Source organism: Streptosporangium becharense, assembly GCF_014204985.1.
Lineage (GTDB): Bacteria > Actinomycetota > Actinomycetes > Streptosporangiales > Streptosporangiaceae > Streptosporangium > Streptosporangium becharense.
Genome location: NZ_JACHMP010000001.1, coordinates 6,931,204 through 6,948,355 on the forward strand (window position 1 = coordinate 6,931,204; position 17,152 = coordinate 6,948,355).

Here is a 17,152-nt window from a genome sequence, read left to right on the forward strand (position 1 = left end):
GCAACGGTGTCAGGCGGAGTCCCGCTCGATCACGTGCACGCTCTCCGGAAGGGGGATCGGGCCGACGCCCGGGAACGCGGCCGGGTCCGCGGGATCACCGTCCAGGATGCGCAGCAGGGCGTGGGCGATGCGGGCTCCCAGGTCGCCGCTGTCGATGGCGACGGTGGTCAGGGACGGTACGGCGAAGCGGGCGGCGAGGATGTCGTCGGCGCCGACGACGGCCAGGTCGGCCGGGGCGTCCAGCCCCAGGGTGCGCATTCCGGACAGCAGGGCCAGCGCGACCTCGTCGTTGAAGGCGCACACGGCGGTGGGGGGAGCGGGGAGGGCACGCCAGGCCGTCAGCACCTCGGCCGCCGCCGAAGTGTCCGCGGGCACCGCCGAGACGACGGGGGGTGACAGGCGGGCGTCGGCGCAGGCCCGCGCGGCACCCTCGGCACGTCCCCTGCCGAGGTCGGTCAGGCGGGGGTCGTCGGGGAGGGCGTAGGCGAGGCGGGTGTGCCCTTTGGCGATCAGGTGCTCGGCCTGGACGCGGCCGATCCCCCGCACCCAGAGGCTGGAGCCGAGGTCGTGCCCGGGCGGTGACTGCGGCGGGGGCAGGACCGCGGTGACGCCCGCCCGGCGCATGCCCTCGGCCTCCTCGGAGGTGAACGGCCGCATGCCGAACACGGCGGCGGGGGTGAGCGCCGCCCACAGGTTCGCCAGCATGCCCGGGTCGCCGGAGTGGACGTGGGTGACGAGGGTGAGTCCGGCGCCGGTCAGCACCCCGGCGGCGCGGTCGACGAACTCGGTCATGGCGGGGCCCTGGGGCCAGCCGGGCAGCACGAGCACGACCACGTCGCTGCGGCCGCTGCGCAGCGTGCGGGCGGGGGCGTAGGGGGTGTAACCGAGCCGGGCGGCGGCCTGCAGGACGCGCTCGCGAGTGGCCTGCGGGATGGACTGGTTGGGCGTGTCGTTGAGCACGAAGCTGACGGTGGCGCGCGACAGGCCGGTCTCCCGCGCCACGTCGGTGCTGGTGACCCTCCGCGCAGGTCTCTTCCCCGCCACGCGCACCCCTTGCTCGTCTTCGTCGCCCGGCACCCTATTGCCGTGATGCGACACCGATGTTAACGTCCTCGCACCAGTAGGTTACACGTGTTAGTGCGTCCGTGCCCGCGTGATGTCCCCTGTCGCCGCACGGCTGTCGAGTCCGTAGACGAAATCCGTCCCCGCCGGGTCCGGACCCTTGTTAAAACGATTTGATCACGGAGATCGCGATGTCCGACACCACCCCCCGATCCCCGGCCGTCGCCACCCCCGAACGGCCGCCACGGGCCGGCGGCGGGTTCATCGCCGTCTACGTCCTGGCCTATCTCGGGCTGTACGTGGCGGTCATGACCCCGCTGCTGGCCTCGCTCGCGATCCGCCTGCAGCAGATCGACCCGACCGGCAAGGAGGTGGCCCTCGGCCTGGTGATCGGGGTCGGCACGCTCGTCAACATCGTCGCGGGCCCGATCGTCGGCCTGCTCAGCGACAACACCGTCTCCCGGCTGGGGCGGCGCCGGCCCTGGATGCTGGCCGGCATGCCCCTGCTGGTCATCGGGGCCGTGCTCGCCGCCGTCCTCGACTCGGTGCCCGGCGTGCTGCTGGGCTACGTGGTCGGACAGGTGGGCGTGAGCTTCGTCATGACGCCGCTGATGGCGGTCATGCCCGACCAGGTGCCCGAGGAGCAGCGCGGCGTGGTGGGCGGGCTGCTCGGGTTCACCGCGCAGATCGCCGGTGTCGCCGGGTTCCAGTTCGCGGGAGCGCCCGGCGGCTCGCCCCTGCCGCTGTTCCTGGTGCCCGCCCTGGTGGCCTGCGCCACGGTGCTGCTGCTGGTCGTGGTGATGCCGGACCGTCGCCTGTCCGAGGCGGAGCGAGGCACCCTCGATCTCGCCGGCCTGGTGCGCGACCTCGGGTTCGACCCCCGCCGCCACCCCGACTTCGCCTGGACCTGGCTGGGGCGTTTCCTCATCCAGTTCAGCCTGATGTTCCTGTCGACCTACCAGCTCTACTTCCTCACCGACCACCTCGGTTACGAGCTGGTCGAGGTCACCGGGCTGCTGGCGATCTCCGGCGGCGCCGGCCTGCTGATGACCTCGGTGGGTGCGATCGCCAGCGGGTACCTGTCGGACCGGCTGCGGCGGCGCAAGCCGTTCGTCTACCTGGCCGTCGCCCTCTTCGTCGTCGGGTTCGTGATCATCGCCTTCGCCTCGTCGTTCGCCCCGGTCCTGGTCGGCTCGCAGTTCATCCTGCTCGGCGCCGGGATGTTCGGCGCGGTGGACCTGGCCGTGGTCGCCGACGTGCTGCCCAACCGCGAGACCGAGGCGGGCAAGTACATGAGCATCTTCGGCATCGCCGGAGCGCTGCCCCAGTCGGCCGCGCCGGTCGTGGCCCCGTTCGTCCTGGCCGTGGGCGGCGGCGCCAACTACCCCCTGCTCTTCCTGGTCGCCGCCGGCGTCGCGGTCGCGGGCGGCCTGAGCGTCCGCCCCATCAAGGGGATACGGTGAACACCATCCTTGCTAACTCGTGTAAGTAACCTGTTCGAGGAGACCGTGATGACGACACACGTGACCGATGTTCGCTTCGAGCACCTGCGTGAACCACTGGGTGCCGGGACGGCACGCCCCCGCCTGTCATGGATCACCCGGACCGCCCGCGGCGGGTGGACGCAGTCGGCGTACGAGGTCGAGGCCCGCGGCGAGCGGGTGCGCATCGACTCCGCCGAGTCGGTGCTGGTGGCCTGGCCCTTCGCGCCGCTGGCCTCCCGGGAGCGGGTGGCGGTGCGGGTGCGGGTGCAGGGGCCCGACGGGTGGTCGCCGTGGAGTGAGGAGGCATGTGCCGAGGCGGGCCTGCTGGAGGTGGGCGACTGGTCGGCGCGGTTCGTCGGCCCCGGGGAGGGCTCCCTGGTGCGCGGGGAGTTCCACGTGCGCGCGGGGGTACGCGCGGCCCGTCTGTACGCGACCGCGCTCGGCGTCTACGAGGCGGAGCTGAACGGGCAGGTCGTCGGCGACCAGGTGCTCGCCCCCGGCTGGACCGCCTACGGGCACCGCCTGCGCTACCAGACCTTCGACGTGACCCACCTGCTGCGTGAGGGCGTCAACTGCCTGGGTGCCACGCTGGGCGACGGCTGGTACCGGGGCCGGCTCGGTTTCGAGGGCAGGCGGGCCCTGTACGGCGACCGGCTCGCCTGGCTGGCCCAGCTGGAGATCGTCTACGACGACGGGACGACGCAGACGGCCGGTACCGACCTCTCCTGGCGGTCCGCGTCCGGGCCGCTGGTCTCCTCCGACCTGTACGACGGGGAGACCCACGACGCGCGGCTGGAGCGCACCGGCTGGTCGCTGCCCGGCCACGACGTCACCGGCTGGTCACCGGTCGAGCTCGTGGAGCGCGACCCGGCCACCCTGGTCGCCCCGGACGGCCCGCCGGTGCGCCGCACCGAGGTCCTGACCCCCGTCGAGACGCGCACGACCCCGCTCGGCACCATGATCGTCGACTTCGGTCAGAACCTGGTCGGCCGGTTGCGGGTCACCGTGCGCGGGCAGGCCGGGGAGCAGGTCGTGCTGCGCCATGCCGAGGTGCTCCAGGACGGCGAGCTGTGCCTGGCCCCGCTGCGTACGGCGAAGGCCACCGACACCTACACCTTGCGCGGCGGTGGCGACGAGACCTGGGAGCCGCGCTTCACCTTCCACGGGTTCCGCTACGCCGAGATCAGCGGGCCGGTGCGGGAGGTGGTCGCCGTGGTGTGCCATTCGGACCTGGAGCGCACCGGCTGGTTCGACTGCTCCGACCCGCTGGTGAACCGCCTGCACGAGAACGTCGTGTGGAGCATGCGCGGCAACTTCCTGGACGTGCCCACCGACTGTCCGCAACGCGACGAGCGCCTCGGCTGGACCGGTGACCTGCAGGTGTTCGCACCCACCGCGTCGTTCCTGTTCGACAGCGCCGGATTCCTGACCTCCTGGCTGGCCGATCTGGCGGCCGAGCAGGGCGAGGACGGCGTGGTGCCGTTCATCGTGCCCAACGTGACGAGTGGCGGCGACAGCGCCGCCGCGGCGTGGGGCGACGCCGCGGTGATCGTGCCGTGGGTGCTGTACCGCCGTTACGGCGACGCAGGCATCCTGGACCGGCAGTTCGCGAGCATGCGCGGCTGGGTCGACCACGTGGCGGGCCTGGCCGGGCGGGACCGCCTGTGGAACAGCGGTTTCCAGTTCGGCGACTGGCTCGACCCCACCGCCCCCGCCAACCGGCCCGAGCAGGCCCGCACCTACCCCGAGATCGTGGCCACCGCCTACTTCGCCCGCTCGGCCGACCTGCTCGCCCGGGCCGCGGCGGTCCTGGGCCGCACCGAGGAGGAGACCCGCTACCGGACGCTGGCGGACGAGGTGCGCCGGGCGTTCGCCGAGGAGTACACCACCGCGTCGGGGCGGTTGCTCAGCGACTCGCCCACCGCCTACGCCCTGGCCCTGGAGTTCGCCCTGCTGCCCGGCCCCGCCCGGCGCCGCCGCGCGGCGGCCCGCCTGGTTGAGCTGGTGCGCGGCAGCGGCTACACCGTCGCCACCGGGTTCGTCGGCACCCCGCTGATCTGCGACGCCCTGGCCGAGGCGGGTCACCTGGAGGCCGCCTACCGCCTGCTGCTCCAGCGTGAGTGCCCGTCCTGGCTGTACCCGGTGACCATGGGCGCCACCACGGTCTGGGAGCGCTGGGACAGCCTGCTGCCCGACGGCACCGTCAATCCCAGCGGCATGACCTCCTTCAACCACTACGCGCTCGGCGCGATCGCCGACTGGCTGCACCGCACCGTCGCCGGGCTGGCACCCGCCGAGCCCGGCTACCGCAGCCTCACCGTCACCCCCCGCCCCGGCGGCGGCCTGACCCACGCGAGTGCCCGGCTGCGCACCCCGTACGGCGTCGCCGCCTCCTCCTGGCGGATCGACGACGGGCGGATCACCGTCGAGGCGGTCGTCCCGGCGAACACCACCGCCCAGGTGACCCTGCCGGGCGGTGACCGCATCACCGTCGGCTCGGGCACCCACAGCTGGAGCGTCCCGTACGCCGAGGACCGGGCCGTCGCCGTGCCGCTCACACTGGACAGCAGCCTGGCCGAGGTCGCCGACAGGCCGGGAGCCATGCGGGTCCTCACCGGTGTCATCGTCCGGCACCTGCCGGAGATCGCCGAACACGTGGCGGGCGGGCTCGGGGCCGCCCAGCAGAACATGACCGTCCGTGAGGCGATCGCGCTGATCCCGGGCGGGGACCACCTGCCCGCCGAGATCGAGGCCGGCTTCGCCCGGCTCTCCTGAACCGGATGTCCCGAAGCGGACGCCCCGGGACCGGACGCTCCATGCCGGACGTCCCAGACCCAGAAGTGAAGACCCCAGAGAAGGAAGAAGGACACCCATGATGCGACTGACCGACCGGCGTGTGCTGATCACCGGAGCCGCCTCCGGCATCGGGCAGGCCACCGCGCTGCGGCTGCTGGCCGAGGGTGCCCGCGTGGTCGCCGCGGACGTCGCCGAGGACGGGCTGGAGCAGACCCTCGTGCTGGCCACGGAGCAGGGCGTCGCCGAGCGGCTCACCGTCACGGCCGTGGACATCGCCGACGAGGGTTCGGTGAACTCCGTGGTGAGCACGGCGGTCGCCGAGCTGGGCGGGCTGGACGCGCTGGTCAACGCGGCGGCGATCCTGCGCGGCGCGCACACCCACGACTGCTCGCTGGAGCTGTGGAACCGTGTCATCGCCGTCAACCTGACCGGCACCTTCCTGATGACCCGCGCCGCGCTGCCGGCCCTGCTGGAGACCGGCAGGGGCGTGGTGGTGAACTTCAGCTCCACCGCCGCCTTCTTCGCCCACCCGTTCATGGCCGCCTACTCGGCCAGCAAGGGCGGCATCTTCTCCTTCACCCACAGCATCGCCCAGGAGTACGCCAAGCAGGGGCTGCGCGCGGTGAACGTGGTGCCGGGAGGGATCAGCAGCGGGATCACCAACAACATCGGCGGCCTGGTGCCCGCCGACACCGACTGGGACCTGTTCCTCAAGCTCACCCCCGCCCTGCCCGGCGGCATCCCGGGGCCGGAGAAGGTCGCCGGTGTCGTGGCCATGCTCGTCTCCGACGACGGCTCGTTCATCACCGGCACCGAGATCCGCGTCGACGGCGGCGCCCACCAGTGAACACGGCAGGCTGATCGCCGTAGTCGTCGCCGACCGGGTGATCGCCGTCGTCGCCGGCCGGGGGAACGCCGGGGAACGAGGTGCCCGGCCCGTCCTCCGCGCGTCCGATGACCGGATGCGCGGGCGAAGCGCGCCGGGTGCCGCCTCGCGTCCGGCCCGCTGTTGCCGCCGTACGACTGCGGTGTTACCGTCCTCGCGCAGACGGTTACACGTGTTAGTAACCCGGGCCGCCGGATTCACGGAGGGGAGGCGTGTCCGCAGGCCCGCCGTCACGCCTCCCCTCCCTTCCACCGCCGCACCACCACTCCGAACCCGTCCGCCGACCCTGTGAGGAACCCGAACATGTCGCAGACCGACCCCACCGAGCTGAGCCTGGAGCAGAAGGCGTCCCTGCTGTCCGGGCAGGACTTCTGGACCACCAAGCCGGTCGAGGAGGCCGGCATCCCGTCGATCGTCCTCACCGACGGCCCGCACGGCATCCGCCGCCAGCGCGAGGGCGAGGGCGAGGACCACCTGGGCGTCCACGAGAGCCTGCCGTCAACCTGCTTCCCGCCCGCGGTCGCGGTGGGCTCCAGCTGGGACGTGGAGGTGGCCGCCCGCCTGGGAGCCGCGGTGGGCCGCGAGGCGCGCGTGTTCGGGGTGAGCGTGGTGCTGGGGCCGGGGGTGAACATCAAGCGCTCCCCGCTGTGCGGACGCAACTTCGAGTACTACTCCGAGGATCCGCTGATCAGCGGCGTGCTGGCCGCCGCGCACGTGAAGGCCATGCAGGCCGAGGGGCCCGGGGCGTCGGTGAAGCACTTCGCGGCCAACAACCAGGAGACCGACCGGATGCGCGTCAGCGCCGACGTCGACGAGCGCACCCTGCGCGAGATCTACCTGCCGGCGTTCGAGCGCGTCGTCACCGAGGCGCGGCCGGCGACGGTGATGGCCTCCTACAACAAGATCAACGGTGTCGCCGCCTCGCAGAACTCCTGGCTGCTCACCGACGTGCTGCGCGAACAGTGGGGATTCGACGGGGCGGTGGTCTCCGACTGGGGCGGGGTCTACGACCGGGTCGCCGCGCTGGCCGCCGGAACGGACCTGGAGATGCCCGGCGGCGGCGCCACCGACGCCGAGATCGTACGGGCGGTACGCGACGGCGACCTGGACGAGGCGGTCGTGGACGCGGCCGTACGCCGGGTGGCGGCCCTGACCGCACGGCGTGTCGAGGAGACCGGCGAACTCGACGTCGAGGCCCACCACGCGCTGGCCCGGGAACTGGCCGCCGACTGCGCGGTGCTGTTGAGAAACGAACGGAACACCCTGCCCGTCACCGGGCGGGTGCGGCGGATCGCGGTCGTCGGCGCGTTCGCGGCCGAGCCGCGTTTCCAGGGCGGCGGCAGCTCACACATCAACCCCGCCCGCGTGGACACCGCGCTGGAGGAGATCCGGGTGCTCGCCGGTAGCCGCGGGCAGAGCGTCACCTACGCACCCGGCTTCACCATCGGCGGCTCCGGCTCCGGCTCCGGCTCCGGCATCGGCATCGGCGCCGGTTCCGGCGGCGAGGACGCCCTGCGTGAGCAGGCCGTGGAACTCGCCCGCGGGGCCGACCTCGCGATCGTCTTCGCCGGATCGGAGGAGGACTCCGAGGGGTTCGACCGCGAGCACCTCGACCTGCCCGCCGGTCAGGTCGAGGTGATCCGCGCCGTCGCCGCCGCCGCACCGCGCACCGTCGTGGTGCTGTCCAACGGCGGCGTGGTCTCCCTGGAGGGCTTCCACGACGACGTGGACGCGATCCTGGAGGGCTGGCTGCTCGGCCAGGCCGGCGGCGGCGCCATCGCCGACCTGCTGTTCGGTGTGGTCAACCCCTCCGGCCACCTGGCCGAGACGATCCCGCTGCGGTTGCAGGACACCCCCTGCCACCTCACCTTCCCCGGAGAGCAGGGGCACGTGCGCTACGGCGAGGGCGTCATGGTCGGCTACCGCCACTACGAGAGCGTCGGGCGTCGGGTCCGTTACCCCTTCGGCCACGGCCTGTCCTACACCGACTTCGCCACCGGCGACCTCACCGTCACCCCCACCGGCGACGACACCGCCGCCGTGTCGGTCACCGTGACCAACACCGGCGACCGGGCGGGCAAGCACGTCGTCCAGGTCTACGTGGCCACCACCGCCGGCCCTGTCCGTCGGCCCGCGCGCGAGCTGCGCGCCTTCACCAAGGTCTTCCTCGAACCCGGTGAGGCCCGCACCGTCGAACTCGTCCTCGACCGCCGCGCCTTCGCCTACTGGGACGTCGAGCTGGGCCGCTGGACGGTCGCCCCCGGCGAGTACACCGTCCAGATCGGGGAGAACGCCGCCCGTGTCGTCGCCGAGCGGACCGTCACCCTGACCGGCGAGGTCGTCGCCAAGGTCCTGTCGCTCGACTCCACGGTCGGCGACTGGTTCTCGCACCCCGCGGTCGGCCCCGCGCTCACGCGGTCCCTCCGCGAGGGGATGGACGAACAGGAGCGGCGGCAGGCCGAGGAGAACGCCGACATGCTCAAGATGGTCGCCTCCATGCCGATGCGGCAGTTCCTCGGCTTCCCCGGCGTCGCCATCGGCGCCGACACCCTGGAGGAGATGATCGAACTGAGCGGGTCCACGCGATCCTCGTGAGGAGCGGGCGGCCGGCGGTGCCGGCCGCTCAGGCGTTGAACAGCGTGAACACGCCGGCTCCCACGAGGGCGACCGCCCACATCCGGTCCATGTTGAACCAGGCGCGGCGCAGCACCGTCAGCCCGGCCACCTCGTAGACGATCACCGCCACCGTGCCCGCGACGGCGAACATCGCCAGCGTGTGCAGCGCCGCGACCCCCAGCCCTCCGGAGAGCGCGTGCCCGACGTGCCCGGCGTGCCCGTCATGGCCGGTGCCCGCCGTGCGCAGGCCGGCGAACACCGGGATCAGCATCAACCCCGCGCCGTGCGCCGAGGACATGAGGAACGACCAGGCGGCCAGCTGCGGCAGGGACAGCCGCATGCCCACCCAGCGGAAGTGCCGGTCCGACAGCAGCCGCCACAGGCCGAACCCGACCAGCAGCACGCCCCCCGCGACCGACACCACCGTGCCCGTCGTCAGGGAGCCGGTGACGCCGACCACCAGCGCCACCAGCGCCACCGAGGCCAGATGCCCGGCCGCGATCGCCGGCAGCGACGCGAGCAGCACGTCCCTGCTGCGCTCCTGCAGGCCGCGGGCGACCGCGAAGAGCCAGCCCATGGCCGGGTTCAGGCCGTGGAAGGCACCGAGCAGGAGCACCGTCGCGATCGTCACGGGTAGCAGTAGGAGTCGGAGGAGGCGTCACCACCCTGCAACCGGACCTGGTGGGGACGCAGCCCCCGGAAGTCGTCGCCGTTCGGCAGGAATCGCTCGTCGAAGGTGAACGAGCCGGTGTCGATCTTGGCCAGCCAGGCGCCGACCCCGTCGGGGTAGAACTGGTCGTCCCACGACCCGTAGAGGGAGTTGCTGACGTAGACGCGTCCGCCGTCCCGGCTCACCTCGACCATCTGGGGCCCGCCGCTCAGCGGGCCGTCGGCGGCCGGGTGCGATTCCCGGCGGACGATCCCGCCGATCCGCAGCGACGCCAGCTCGACCGGTTTGAACGGGTCGCTGACGTCGTACTGCTTGATCTCCCCCGTCCCCCAGCAGGAGACGTAGAGGCGCTGGTCGTCCACGGACAGGTCGATGTCGGTGACCAGCGGCGGCACCGCGCCGAACGGCTTGAGCACGTCGGGCAGGTCCTTCGCGTCGGCGGGCTCGGCGGGGATGTCGATCACTTTGCGCGCCTGCCAGCGGCCGTTCTCGTGGAACCAGGTCCACACCGAGGCCGACAGGTCCTCGACGCTGGTGACGACGCCGGCGAAGCCGTAGGTCTGGGTCGGGTCGTGGGCCGGTCGCAGCTCCAGTGTCATCTGGTACTGGTCGCCGAGGTCGACCTGCTGCAGGTGGCGGCGTTTGCGCAGGTCCCAGAAGTGCAGCCGGTGACCGTACTTGCGGCCGAGCAGCAGTTCGCCCACGACCCCGTCCTCGATCATGGACGGGGTCCCCCACTCCGAGCTGACCAGCACGTCGTGGTTGATGTGCCACCAGAAGTCGTAGGCGAGGTACTGCGGGCCCCGGTCCGCCTCCCAGCGGCCGAGCACCTCGAACGACCGGTGGTCGAGGACCGCGATGCCGCCCGGCCCCTCCTGGCCGTCCGCCCCGCCGAGCGCCGAGACGTAGATCCCCTCGGGCCCGCAGTGCACGGTGTGCGGCCGGGAGTACCCGGCCCGCGCGGCCAGCTCCTCCGGCTCGATCACCTTCACGATCTCGGGGCTGACCCGGTCCTTGGTGTCGAGGATGTAGATGCGCGAGGAGCGCAGGCCCGGCACGACGAGGTAGCGGCGCTCGACGTGGGGATGCGGGGCTGAGGGACACAGCGCGCTGCTGCAGGCGTTCCAGCCGAAGTGGTGGAGCTCGTCCCCGGTGTGGGGCAGATCCGTCCAGCCGACCACGCGGCCATAGCCGGGGGAGGAGGGGTCGGTGTCGAGGACGGCTATCGCGTCGGGCCTCTCCGCCCGGCGGTCGAAGGCGGCGACGTAGGCGAGCCGTTCGGCGGGAGCGGCGGCGGCGTCCCGCGGCGACGGGTAGAAGGTCGGGTCCGGTGTCCAGAGTGCCATTCCCCCATAATCTCTCTATTACCTGCAGGGTCAATAGACATTCGAAGTGTGGTCCGAATCTGGGCGAGCCGTTGACCTGCGTAAAGAGATCCGGCGCGTCTCGCGCGACTCTTTCCATGCAAACCTAGTAGGTAATGTTGACTTCCTGGGAGTGGAGTCATAACGTCGGACATGTGGTTCGGAGGCGGTGACCGGACCCTCCAGCCGGTTCACCGCCCACTCCTGGGTGGTGCCCAGTCGGCCGGGTCGCGTCCCCCGGCCGACCGGGCACCCCGTGAGAGCCGAACCGGCCGACCCCGTCATGCTGGTTCCCGCTCACCTGACGGCGCAGGCGGCCCGGCTGCGCGAGTGGGCCGTCGCAGTGGCCACGCTCGGAGACCACATGTACCAGGGCATGGACTACGTCTACCTCCATGACACGTCAACCCCCGCGTCTGGGATCACAACGACACGGTCCGAGCCCGCCGCCGGGTCGCCCGGCCAGGCCCCGCGAGCTGACGCCGGAGACGGTCGTGGCGCCGCCGGCGCCGGGCGAGGCCCGGCGCCGGCGGAGGCGGAGGCGGAGGCGTCGCGGAAGGCCGGGAGGACGGCACGTGGGTGAGGAGCCGTCCTCACCCCCGGTGCCTCACCCCCGGCGCAGGCGGGACTCGATGGTCTCGATGATCCGCGGACGCAGTTCCGCGGCGCGGATGACGGCGTCGACGGAGCCGACCTCGACCGCGCGCCGGATGTCGTGCACACGGTCGAACTCCGCGGCCACCTCGCCGAGCTTCTCCGCGCGGACCGACGAGCGGAGCTCGTCGAGCTCCGCGGCCAACGCGGCACGGTCGGCGCCGGAGGCGGCCGCGACGCGGGTCTCCAGCTCCCGCACGCGCGGATCGTCCGCGGCGCGGGCGTTGACGTCGCCGGAGAACACCACCGCGGCGGCGGGGGCACCGCCGAGCACCGAGGCGAACGAGCCTTCCAGCGCGAGCACGGTCATGTTCGGGTTCAGCGCCTTCGAGAACACCACGAACGCGCCACCGTGGTACCGGGAGATCACGCAGAACACGATGGGCCCCCGGAAGTTCACGATCGCGCGGCCGATCTCGGCGCCGTACTCCAGTTGCAGCTTCCGCATCGACTCCGGCGAACCGTCGAAGCCCGACAGGTTCGCCAGCACCACCAGCGGCCGGTTGCCGCTGGCCGCGTTGATCGCCCGCGCGGCCTTCTTCGACGACCGCGGGAACAGCGTGCCCGCGGTGTAGGTGTCCGGGCCGTCGGTGGGCGGGAAGCCGCGCCGCGGCACCGCCCGTGACTCGATGCCGAGCATGCATACCGGTATGCCACCGAGATGCGCGTCCTGCACCACCGCGGTCTCCGCGTCGGCCATGCCCGCCCAGCGTTCCAGCACCGGGTGGTCCTGGTCGGAGAGCGCCCGCATCACGGTCCGGATGTCGAACGGCTTCTTGCGGTCCGGGTTCGCCTCGGCGGAGAAGATCTCGCCGACGGTGGTGAAGTCGCTGCCCGCCACGGAATGCGGGAAGTCGCAGACGTCGCGGTCGACGGGGTCGGTCGTCTCCGTCCGCCGCGGCGCCTCCTCACCGGGTGCGATGTACGTGTGCTCGTAGTGCGACATCAGCACGTCCCGCGCGGCGGCCAGGTTCGGCGCCCAGTACTGCGCCTGCCCGTTCGGGCCCATCACCCGGTCGTAACCGCCGATGCCGAAGTTGTCCTCGGCCGACACGCCACCGGAGAAGTCGAGCGACTGCTTGCCGGTGAGCACCATCGCCGAGTCCGGCGTCATCACCAGGATGCCCCTGGTGTGCATGAGCATCGTCGCCTCGGCGTTCCAGTACGGCTGCGCGCCGACGTTGATGCCCGCGACCACGATGTTGATCTCGCCGCCGTCCTGGGTGAACTCGACGATCCGCTTGAGCGCCGCGGCCACCCAGTCCATGTTCTCCGTGCCCGACTCCATGGAGATCCGGGCACCGGAGGACAGCGCGTACCACTCCAGGGGGACCCGCATCCGCTCGGCCAGGTCCAGCGCCGCGATCACGCGGCGGCACTCCGGCTCCGACAGCGCGCCGAGCGACTTCGTCGGGTCGCCGAGCAGCACGACCCTGGTGACGCCCTGCGGGTGCCGCCGGGTCGGCGTGCTGACCACGCCCGCGACGATCGCCGCGGTGTTACGCCCCTTCGGCCGGTCGACCGGCACCAGCGTGTGGTCGCCGTCGAGGTCGTGCTCGACGAAGTCGCCGAGCAGGCCGGTCAGCTCGTACGGGTACACCGTGTTGCGGCTGCTCGCGCGCAGCACCTTCTGCCGGTAGTCGTCGAGCGGCTCGACCGGCTCGCCCGACGGCTCGCCGACGGTCAGCGTGGTGCCGCCGGTGGCGTCGAAGGAGATGCGCACGGCGATCTTGGCCAGCTCGCCGGTCCTCCGGTCACGCTGCCGCGCGATGAACAGGATCTCCTCCAGCCCGGCACCCGCGGTCGTCGGCAGCACGCGTCCGACGATCATCTCCAGCTCCGCGCGGGTGAGGTCGCTCGGCGGCCAGATGTAGACCACGATCCGGTTGGTGGTGAAGCGTCTCTTCGACGGTCGCCGCGACTGCGCGCGGCGGATCGAGTCGAGGCAGGCGGCGACGGTGTCCTCGGCCGTCGGCAGCGCGACCAGCCTGCCGTCGTGCTCACGCAACTCGGTCAGGTCGCGCACCTGCGCGAACGCGACGAGGCGGTCGTCCGACGGGTTCTCCCGCGCCACGCACTGGAAGAGGTAGACCTCCTCATCCGACGACGGCAGCCGGGTGAGGTCGAACTTGCTCAGCCGCTCCAGCTGCATCCGCTGCGCGATGTACGGGTGCAGTCCGCGGATCAGCCGCTCCTCGGCCATCCCGGTGGCCGACGGGCGGAACGTGAAGTGATGGTGCATCACCGCGCCGCCGCTACCCGCGACGGTGGTGGTGAGCCTGCGGACCTGGTCCGGCAACCGGTGCCTGCTGATGACCTCGTGCAGCGCGGCCGCCATCGCGTCGGAGTCCTCCGGCTGCTTCTCCCAGGCGAGATAGATGTCGGCGTCGATGGCGTCCTCGCCGCCCGCCAGCTCCGCGAGCCCGCGCAGCGCGTCGCCCAGTGCCTCGAAGCTCACCGCGGAGGAGACGACGCACGATCCCGCGCGCTCGGCGACCACGAACGTGCAGCCCGCGACCTCGCGGGTGCGGACGCCGGTGAGGCCCTTATTGCCGTAGTACCGCCGGGTCAGCACCTCCAACATGATCGCGTTGTCCAGGTCGCCGCGGACGAGCCGCTGGCCGAGCAGCCGCACCAGCGGCTCGGTGCTGCGCACCATCTCGGCGATGCGCTCGGCGCGGTCCGGCGCGTCCGGGTTCGCATCCAGGTGGCGCAGGTGCCTGCGGACGTCGGCGTAGACGCGGGCACGGTTGCGGCGCAGCAGCGGCTGGCCGAACCAGGCGAACACCACGCCGCGCGCGAGGTCGACGAGCACGGGGAAGCGGACCTGCGTCGCGGCCACCAGCCGCTCCAGCGCGAGGCCGGCGGGCTCGCGCAGCGTCTCGTCCGGCGGCGGCTCCCGCAGCCACGCGCGCAGCAACGCCGCGACGACCGCGGCGTCGGCGGACGCGCGTTGCAGGGCGAGGAAGATCCGGAACACCGCGGCTTCGAGCTCGGGGGAGCGCTCCAGATCGGTGACACCGTAGTGCCCGAGTGCCTTGGCGAGCTTGGCCCGGAACGCCTCCGGCAGCCCGGCCCGCTCGACGTCGAGACTCTGCAGGTAGATGTGGAAGTACTCGCGGGCGCTGTACACATGGCCGTCACCGCCGCCGTCCTCGCCCGCCGGCCGGTTACGGCTCAGCTCGGCGAGGTCGGCGAACACGGCGACGAGTTCGAGTTCCTCGGCGAGCGGCCGGTGGCCTTCCTCGGCGGCCGCCCGGCGCGCGGCGAGGTAGTCGTCGAGCATCCGGCGTTCGTCGTGCGGGTCGACGTCGAAGCCCAGCAGCAGGCTGCGCAGGTACTCCTGGCCGCGCGTGGCGCGCTCGCGCGCCGGGATGCCTTCCGGCACGACGGGCAGGTCCAGCTCGACCGACCCGGCGGCCGAGGTGTCCTCGGCCTCGACGCCGTCGGCGAGCGGCTCCAGCCGCAGCAGCGGCGCACCGGTCTCCACCTGGCTGCCCACGGACACGCCGCATTCCTTCAGCCGTGCCCTGAACGGCGCCCGCAGCACCGTCTCCATCTTCATGCTCTCCAGCACCAGCACCGGTGCGCCGGCCTCGACCTCGGAGCCGACCTCCAGCGGCGTGGCGATGACCAACGCCGGCGCGGGCGAGCGGACGACGCCGCCCTCGTCGCGGCTGATCCGATGCGTCACGCCGTCCACCTCGACCAGGTGGACCGGCCCGTGCGCGCCGGTGACCAGGCGGTAGCGGGTGCCGTTGACGATGATCTGCCCGGTGTGCCGGTCGAAGCGGTCGAACTCGACGTCGGCGGTGCGAACGTCGTCACCCGCTTCGATGCCGACGCGGAAGCGATGCGCGCCGACCCGCGCGACGCGCACGCGGTAGCCGGCGCCACGCAGTTTGAGATCCAGCGGCCGGCCGCTCTCGTGCTGCACCTGCGGGCGTCCGCCGGACGCCGTCGACAGCAGCCGTTGCCGCTCGAGGTGTTCCTCCTCCTCGTACGCGCCGATGGCGGCGGCCGCCAGCGCGACGGCGGAGTGCCGGTGTGAGACGAGCCTGCCCTCGTCGCGGACGCGGTCGATCCAGCCGGTGTCCGCGCTGGCGTCGATCACCTCGGGCTGGTCGAGCAGTTCGAGCACGAAGCTCTTGTTCGTCGCGCCGCCCTCAATGATCACTGTGGTCTGCGCCATCGCCCGGCGGAGCCTGCCGAGTGCCTCGTCACGGTCGCGGCCGTAGGCGATGATCTTCGCGATCATCGAGTCGAAGTCGGCGGGGATGGTGTCGCCCTCGCTGACGCCGGTGTCCACGCGGATCCCCGGTCCGGCGGGCAGGTCCAGCCGCGCGATGCGGCCCGGGGACGGCGCGAAGTCGCGGTCGGGGTCTTCGGCGTTCAGCCGGGCCTCGATGGCGTGCCCGCGCTCCACCGGCGGCCCGCCCTCCAGCCTGCCGCCTGACGCCACCCGCAGTTGCGCCTTGACCAGGTCGAATCCGGTGGTGGACTCGGTGATCGGGTGCTCGACCTGCAGGCGGGTGTTGACCTCGAGGAAGGCGAACAGCTTGTCGCCGGGGTGGTAGAGGAACTCGACGGTGGCCGCGCCGCGGTAACCGACCGCGAGAGCCAGCCGTTCGGCCGACGTCTTGAGCTCGGCTGTCTGCGCCGGGCTGAGCACCGGTGACGCCGATTCCTCGATGACCTTCTGGTTGCGCCGCTGCACCGAGCAGTCGCGGACGCCGAGCGCCCACGCGGTGCCCTGGCCGTCGGCGATCACCTGGACCTCGACGTGCCGGGCACCGGTTACCAGCCGCTCCAGGAACACGGTACCGCTGCCGAACGCCCGAGCGGCCTCCTGGCTGGTGCGCTCGTAGGCGTCGGCGAGCTCGGCCTCGCTCGTGATCACGCGGATGCCGCGTCCGCCGCCGCCCGCGGTCGCCTTCAGCATCAGCGGGTAGCCGATCTCGGCCGCCGCAGTCAGGGCGGCGTCCAGGGTCTCGACCGCACCGCGGCTCCACGGCGCGACCGGAACACCGACCTCCTCGGCGATCAGCTTCGCGCCGATCTTGTCGCCGAGCTTGCGCATGGCCTCCGCGCTCGGCCCGATGAAGGTGACCCCGACCTTCTCGCACAACTCCGCGAACGCCGGGTCCTCCGCGACGAAGCCCCAGCCGACCCATGCGGCGTCGGCACCGGTCTCCACCAGCGCGCGCTCCAGCACCTTCAGATCGAGGTAGGGCCGCGCGGACGCGGGACCGAGATCGTAGGACAGGTCCGCTTCGCGGACGAAGGTGGCCGTGCGGTCGACGTCGGTGTACAGGGCCACGGTCTCGATCCGTGTCCCGGTCTCCGCGGAGATGTCCCGTACGGCGTGGATGAGCCGCATAGCGGCCTCACCACGGTTGACGATGGCGACACGACTGAACACCCGACCGAACCCTCCTGCAGACCAACGATGTGCGCGCCGCGATACGGCGGCCCCCGGCAGTGTCCACCATTCCGTCTACCGGCCGGCGGCGCCATGTCGCAGACAGCGCACGTTACGCGGCTCCAGTTGTGGAAAACGATCAAAAGCCGCCGGCCGTCCGCGCCCGACCAGGGTACGCGTGAACGGAGTGAGGGCACG

8 protein-coding genes are annotated in these 17,152 nt (G+C 72.2%); 4 read left to right on the forward strand and 4 right to left on the reverse strand.

Annotation, left to right across the window (positions count from 1 at the left end; all coding sequences use genetic code 11):
- Positions 1-9: 9 nt before the first annotated feature.
- Positions 10-1,044 carry a LacI family DNA-binding transcriptional regulator gene (locus F4562_RS36510; protein ID WP_184539888.1) on the reverse strand — a complete coding sequence of 345 codons (1,035 nt, stop codon included), beginning with the start codon at positions 1,042-1,044 and terminating at the stop codon, positions 10-12.
- Between the two features lie 209 nt (positions 1,045-1,253).
- Between F4562_RS36510 and F4562_RS30120 the strand changes: the two genes are divergently transcribed.
- The 4 genes from F4562_RS30120 to F4562_RS30135 all read left to right on the forward strand — a co-directional run bounded on the left by F4562_RS30120 (position 1,254) and on the right by F4562_RS30135 (position 8,823).
- A complete protein-coding gene (locus F4562_RS30120) occupies positions 1,254-2,525 on the forward strand; it encodes an MFS transporter (RefSeq protein WP_184539890.1) in 1,272 nt (423 codons plus the stop codon).
- Positions 2,526-2,573: 48 nt separating this feature from the next.
- Complete coding sequence (locus F4562_RS30125) at positions 2,574-5,321, forward strand: family 78 glycoside hydrolase catalytic domain (RefSeq protein ID WP_184539892.1); 2,748 nt, start codon at positions 2,574-2,576, stop codon at positions 5,319-5,321.
- A gap of 97 nt (positions 5,322-5,418) precedes the next feature.
- Positions 5,419-6,189: an SDR family NAD(P)-dependent oxidoreductase gene (locus F4562_RS30130; protein WP_184539894.1), complete on the forward strand. Its 771-nt coding sequence runs from the start codon at positions 5,419-5,421 to the stop codon at positions 6,187-6,189.
- Between the two features lie 342 nt (positions 6,190-6,531).
- Positions 6,532-8,823 carry a glycoside hydrolase family 3 C-terminal domain-containing protein gene (locus F4562_RS30135; protein WP_184539896.1) on the forward strand — a complete coding sequence of 764 codons (2,292 nt, stop codon included), beginning with the start codon at positions 6,532-6,534 and terminating at the stop codon, positions 8,821-8,823.
- Between the two features lie 28 nt (positions 8,824-8,851).
- Here F4562_RS30135 and F4562_RS30140 read toward each other — a convergent pair whose 3' ends face one another.
- The 3 genes from F4562_RS30140 to F4562_RS30150 form a co-directional block, all read right to left on the reverse strand.
- On the reverse strand, positions 8,852-9,484 hold the full coding sequence (locus tag F4562_RS30140; RefSeq protein ID WP_221206656.1) for a hypothetical protein: 633 nt from the start codon (positions 9,482-9,484) through the stop codon (positions 8,852-8,854).
- Positions 9,472-10,860 carry a selenium-binding protein SBP56-related protein gene (locus F4562_RS30145; protein WP_184539900.1) on the reverse strand — a complete coding sequence of 463 codons (1,389 nt, stop codon included), beginning with the start codon at positions 10,858-10,860 and terminating at the stop codon, positions 9,472-9,474. Before F4562_RS30145 ends, F4562_RS30140 begins: the two co-directional genes overlap by 13 nt.
- Positions 10,861-11,485: 625 nt before the next feature.
- Positions 11,486-16,954, reverse strand: coding sequence for an ATP-binding protein (locus F4562_RS30150; RefSeq protein ID WP_184539902.1), 5,469 nt, complete (start codon positions 16,952-16,954; stop codon positions 11,486-11,488).
- Positions 16,955-17,152 lie beyond the last annotated feature (198 nt).

Bases quoted from the DNA above. Each gene is read 5' to 3' on its own strand.
- F4562_RS30135 (WP_184539896.1), top strand. From the start codon at position 6,532: ATGTCGCAGACCGACCCCACCGAGCTGAGCCTGGAGCAGAAGGCGTCC.
- F4562_RS30125 (WP_184539892.1), top strand. From the start codon at position 2,574: ATGACGACACACGTGACCGATGTTCGCTTCGAGCACCTGCGTGAACCA.
- F4562_RS30130 (WP_184539894.1), top strand. From the start codon at position 5,419: ATGATGCGACTGACCGACCGGCGTGTGCTGATCACCGGAGCCGCCTCC.
- F4562_RS30120 (WP_184539890.1), top strand. From the start codon at position 1,254: ATGTCCGACACCACCCCCCGATCCCCGGCCGTCGCCACCCCCGAACGG.
- F4562_RS30145 (WP_184539900.1), bottom strand. From the start codon at position 10,860: ATGGCACTCTGGACACCGGACCCGACCTTCTACCCGTCGCCGCGGGAC.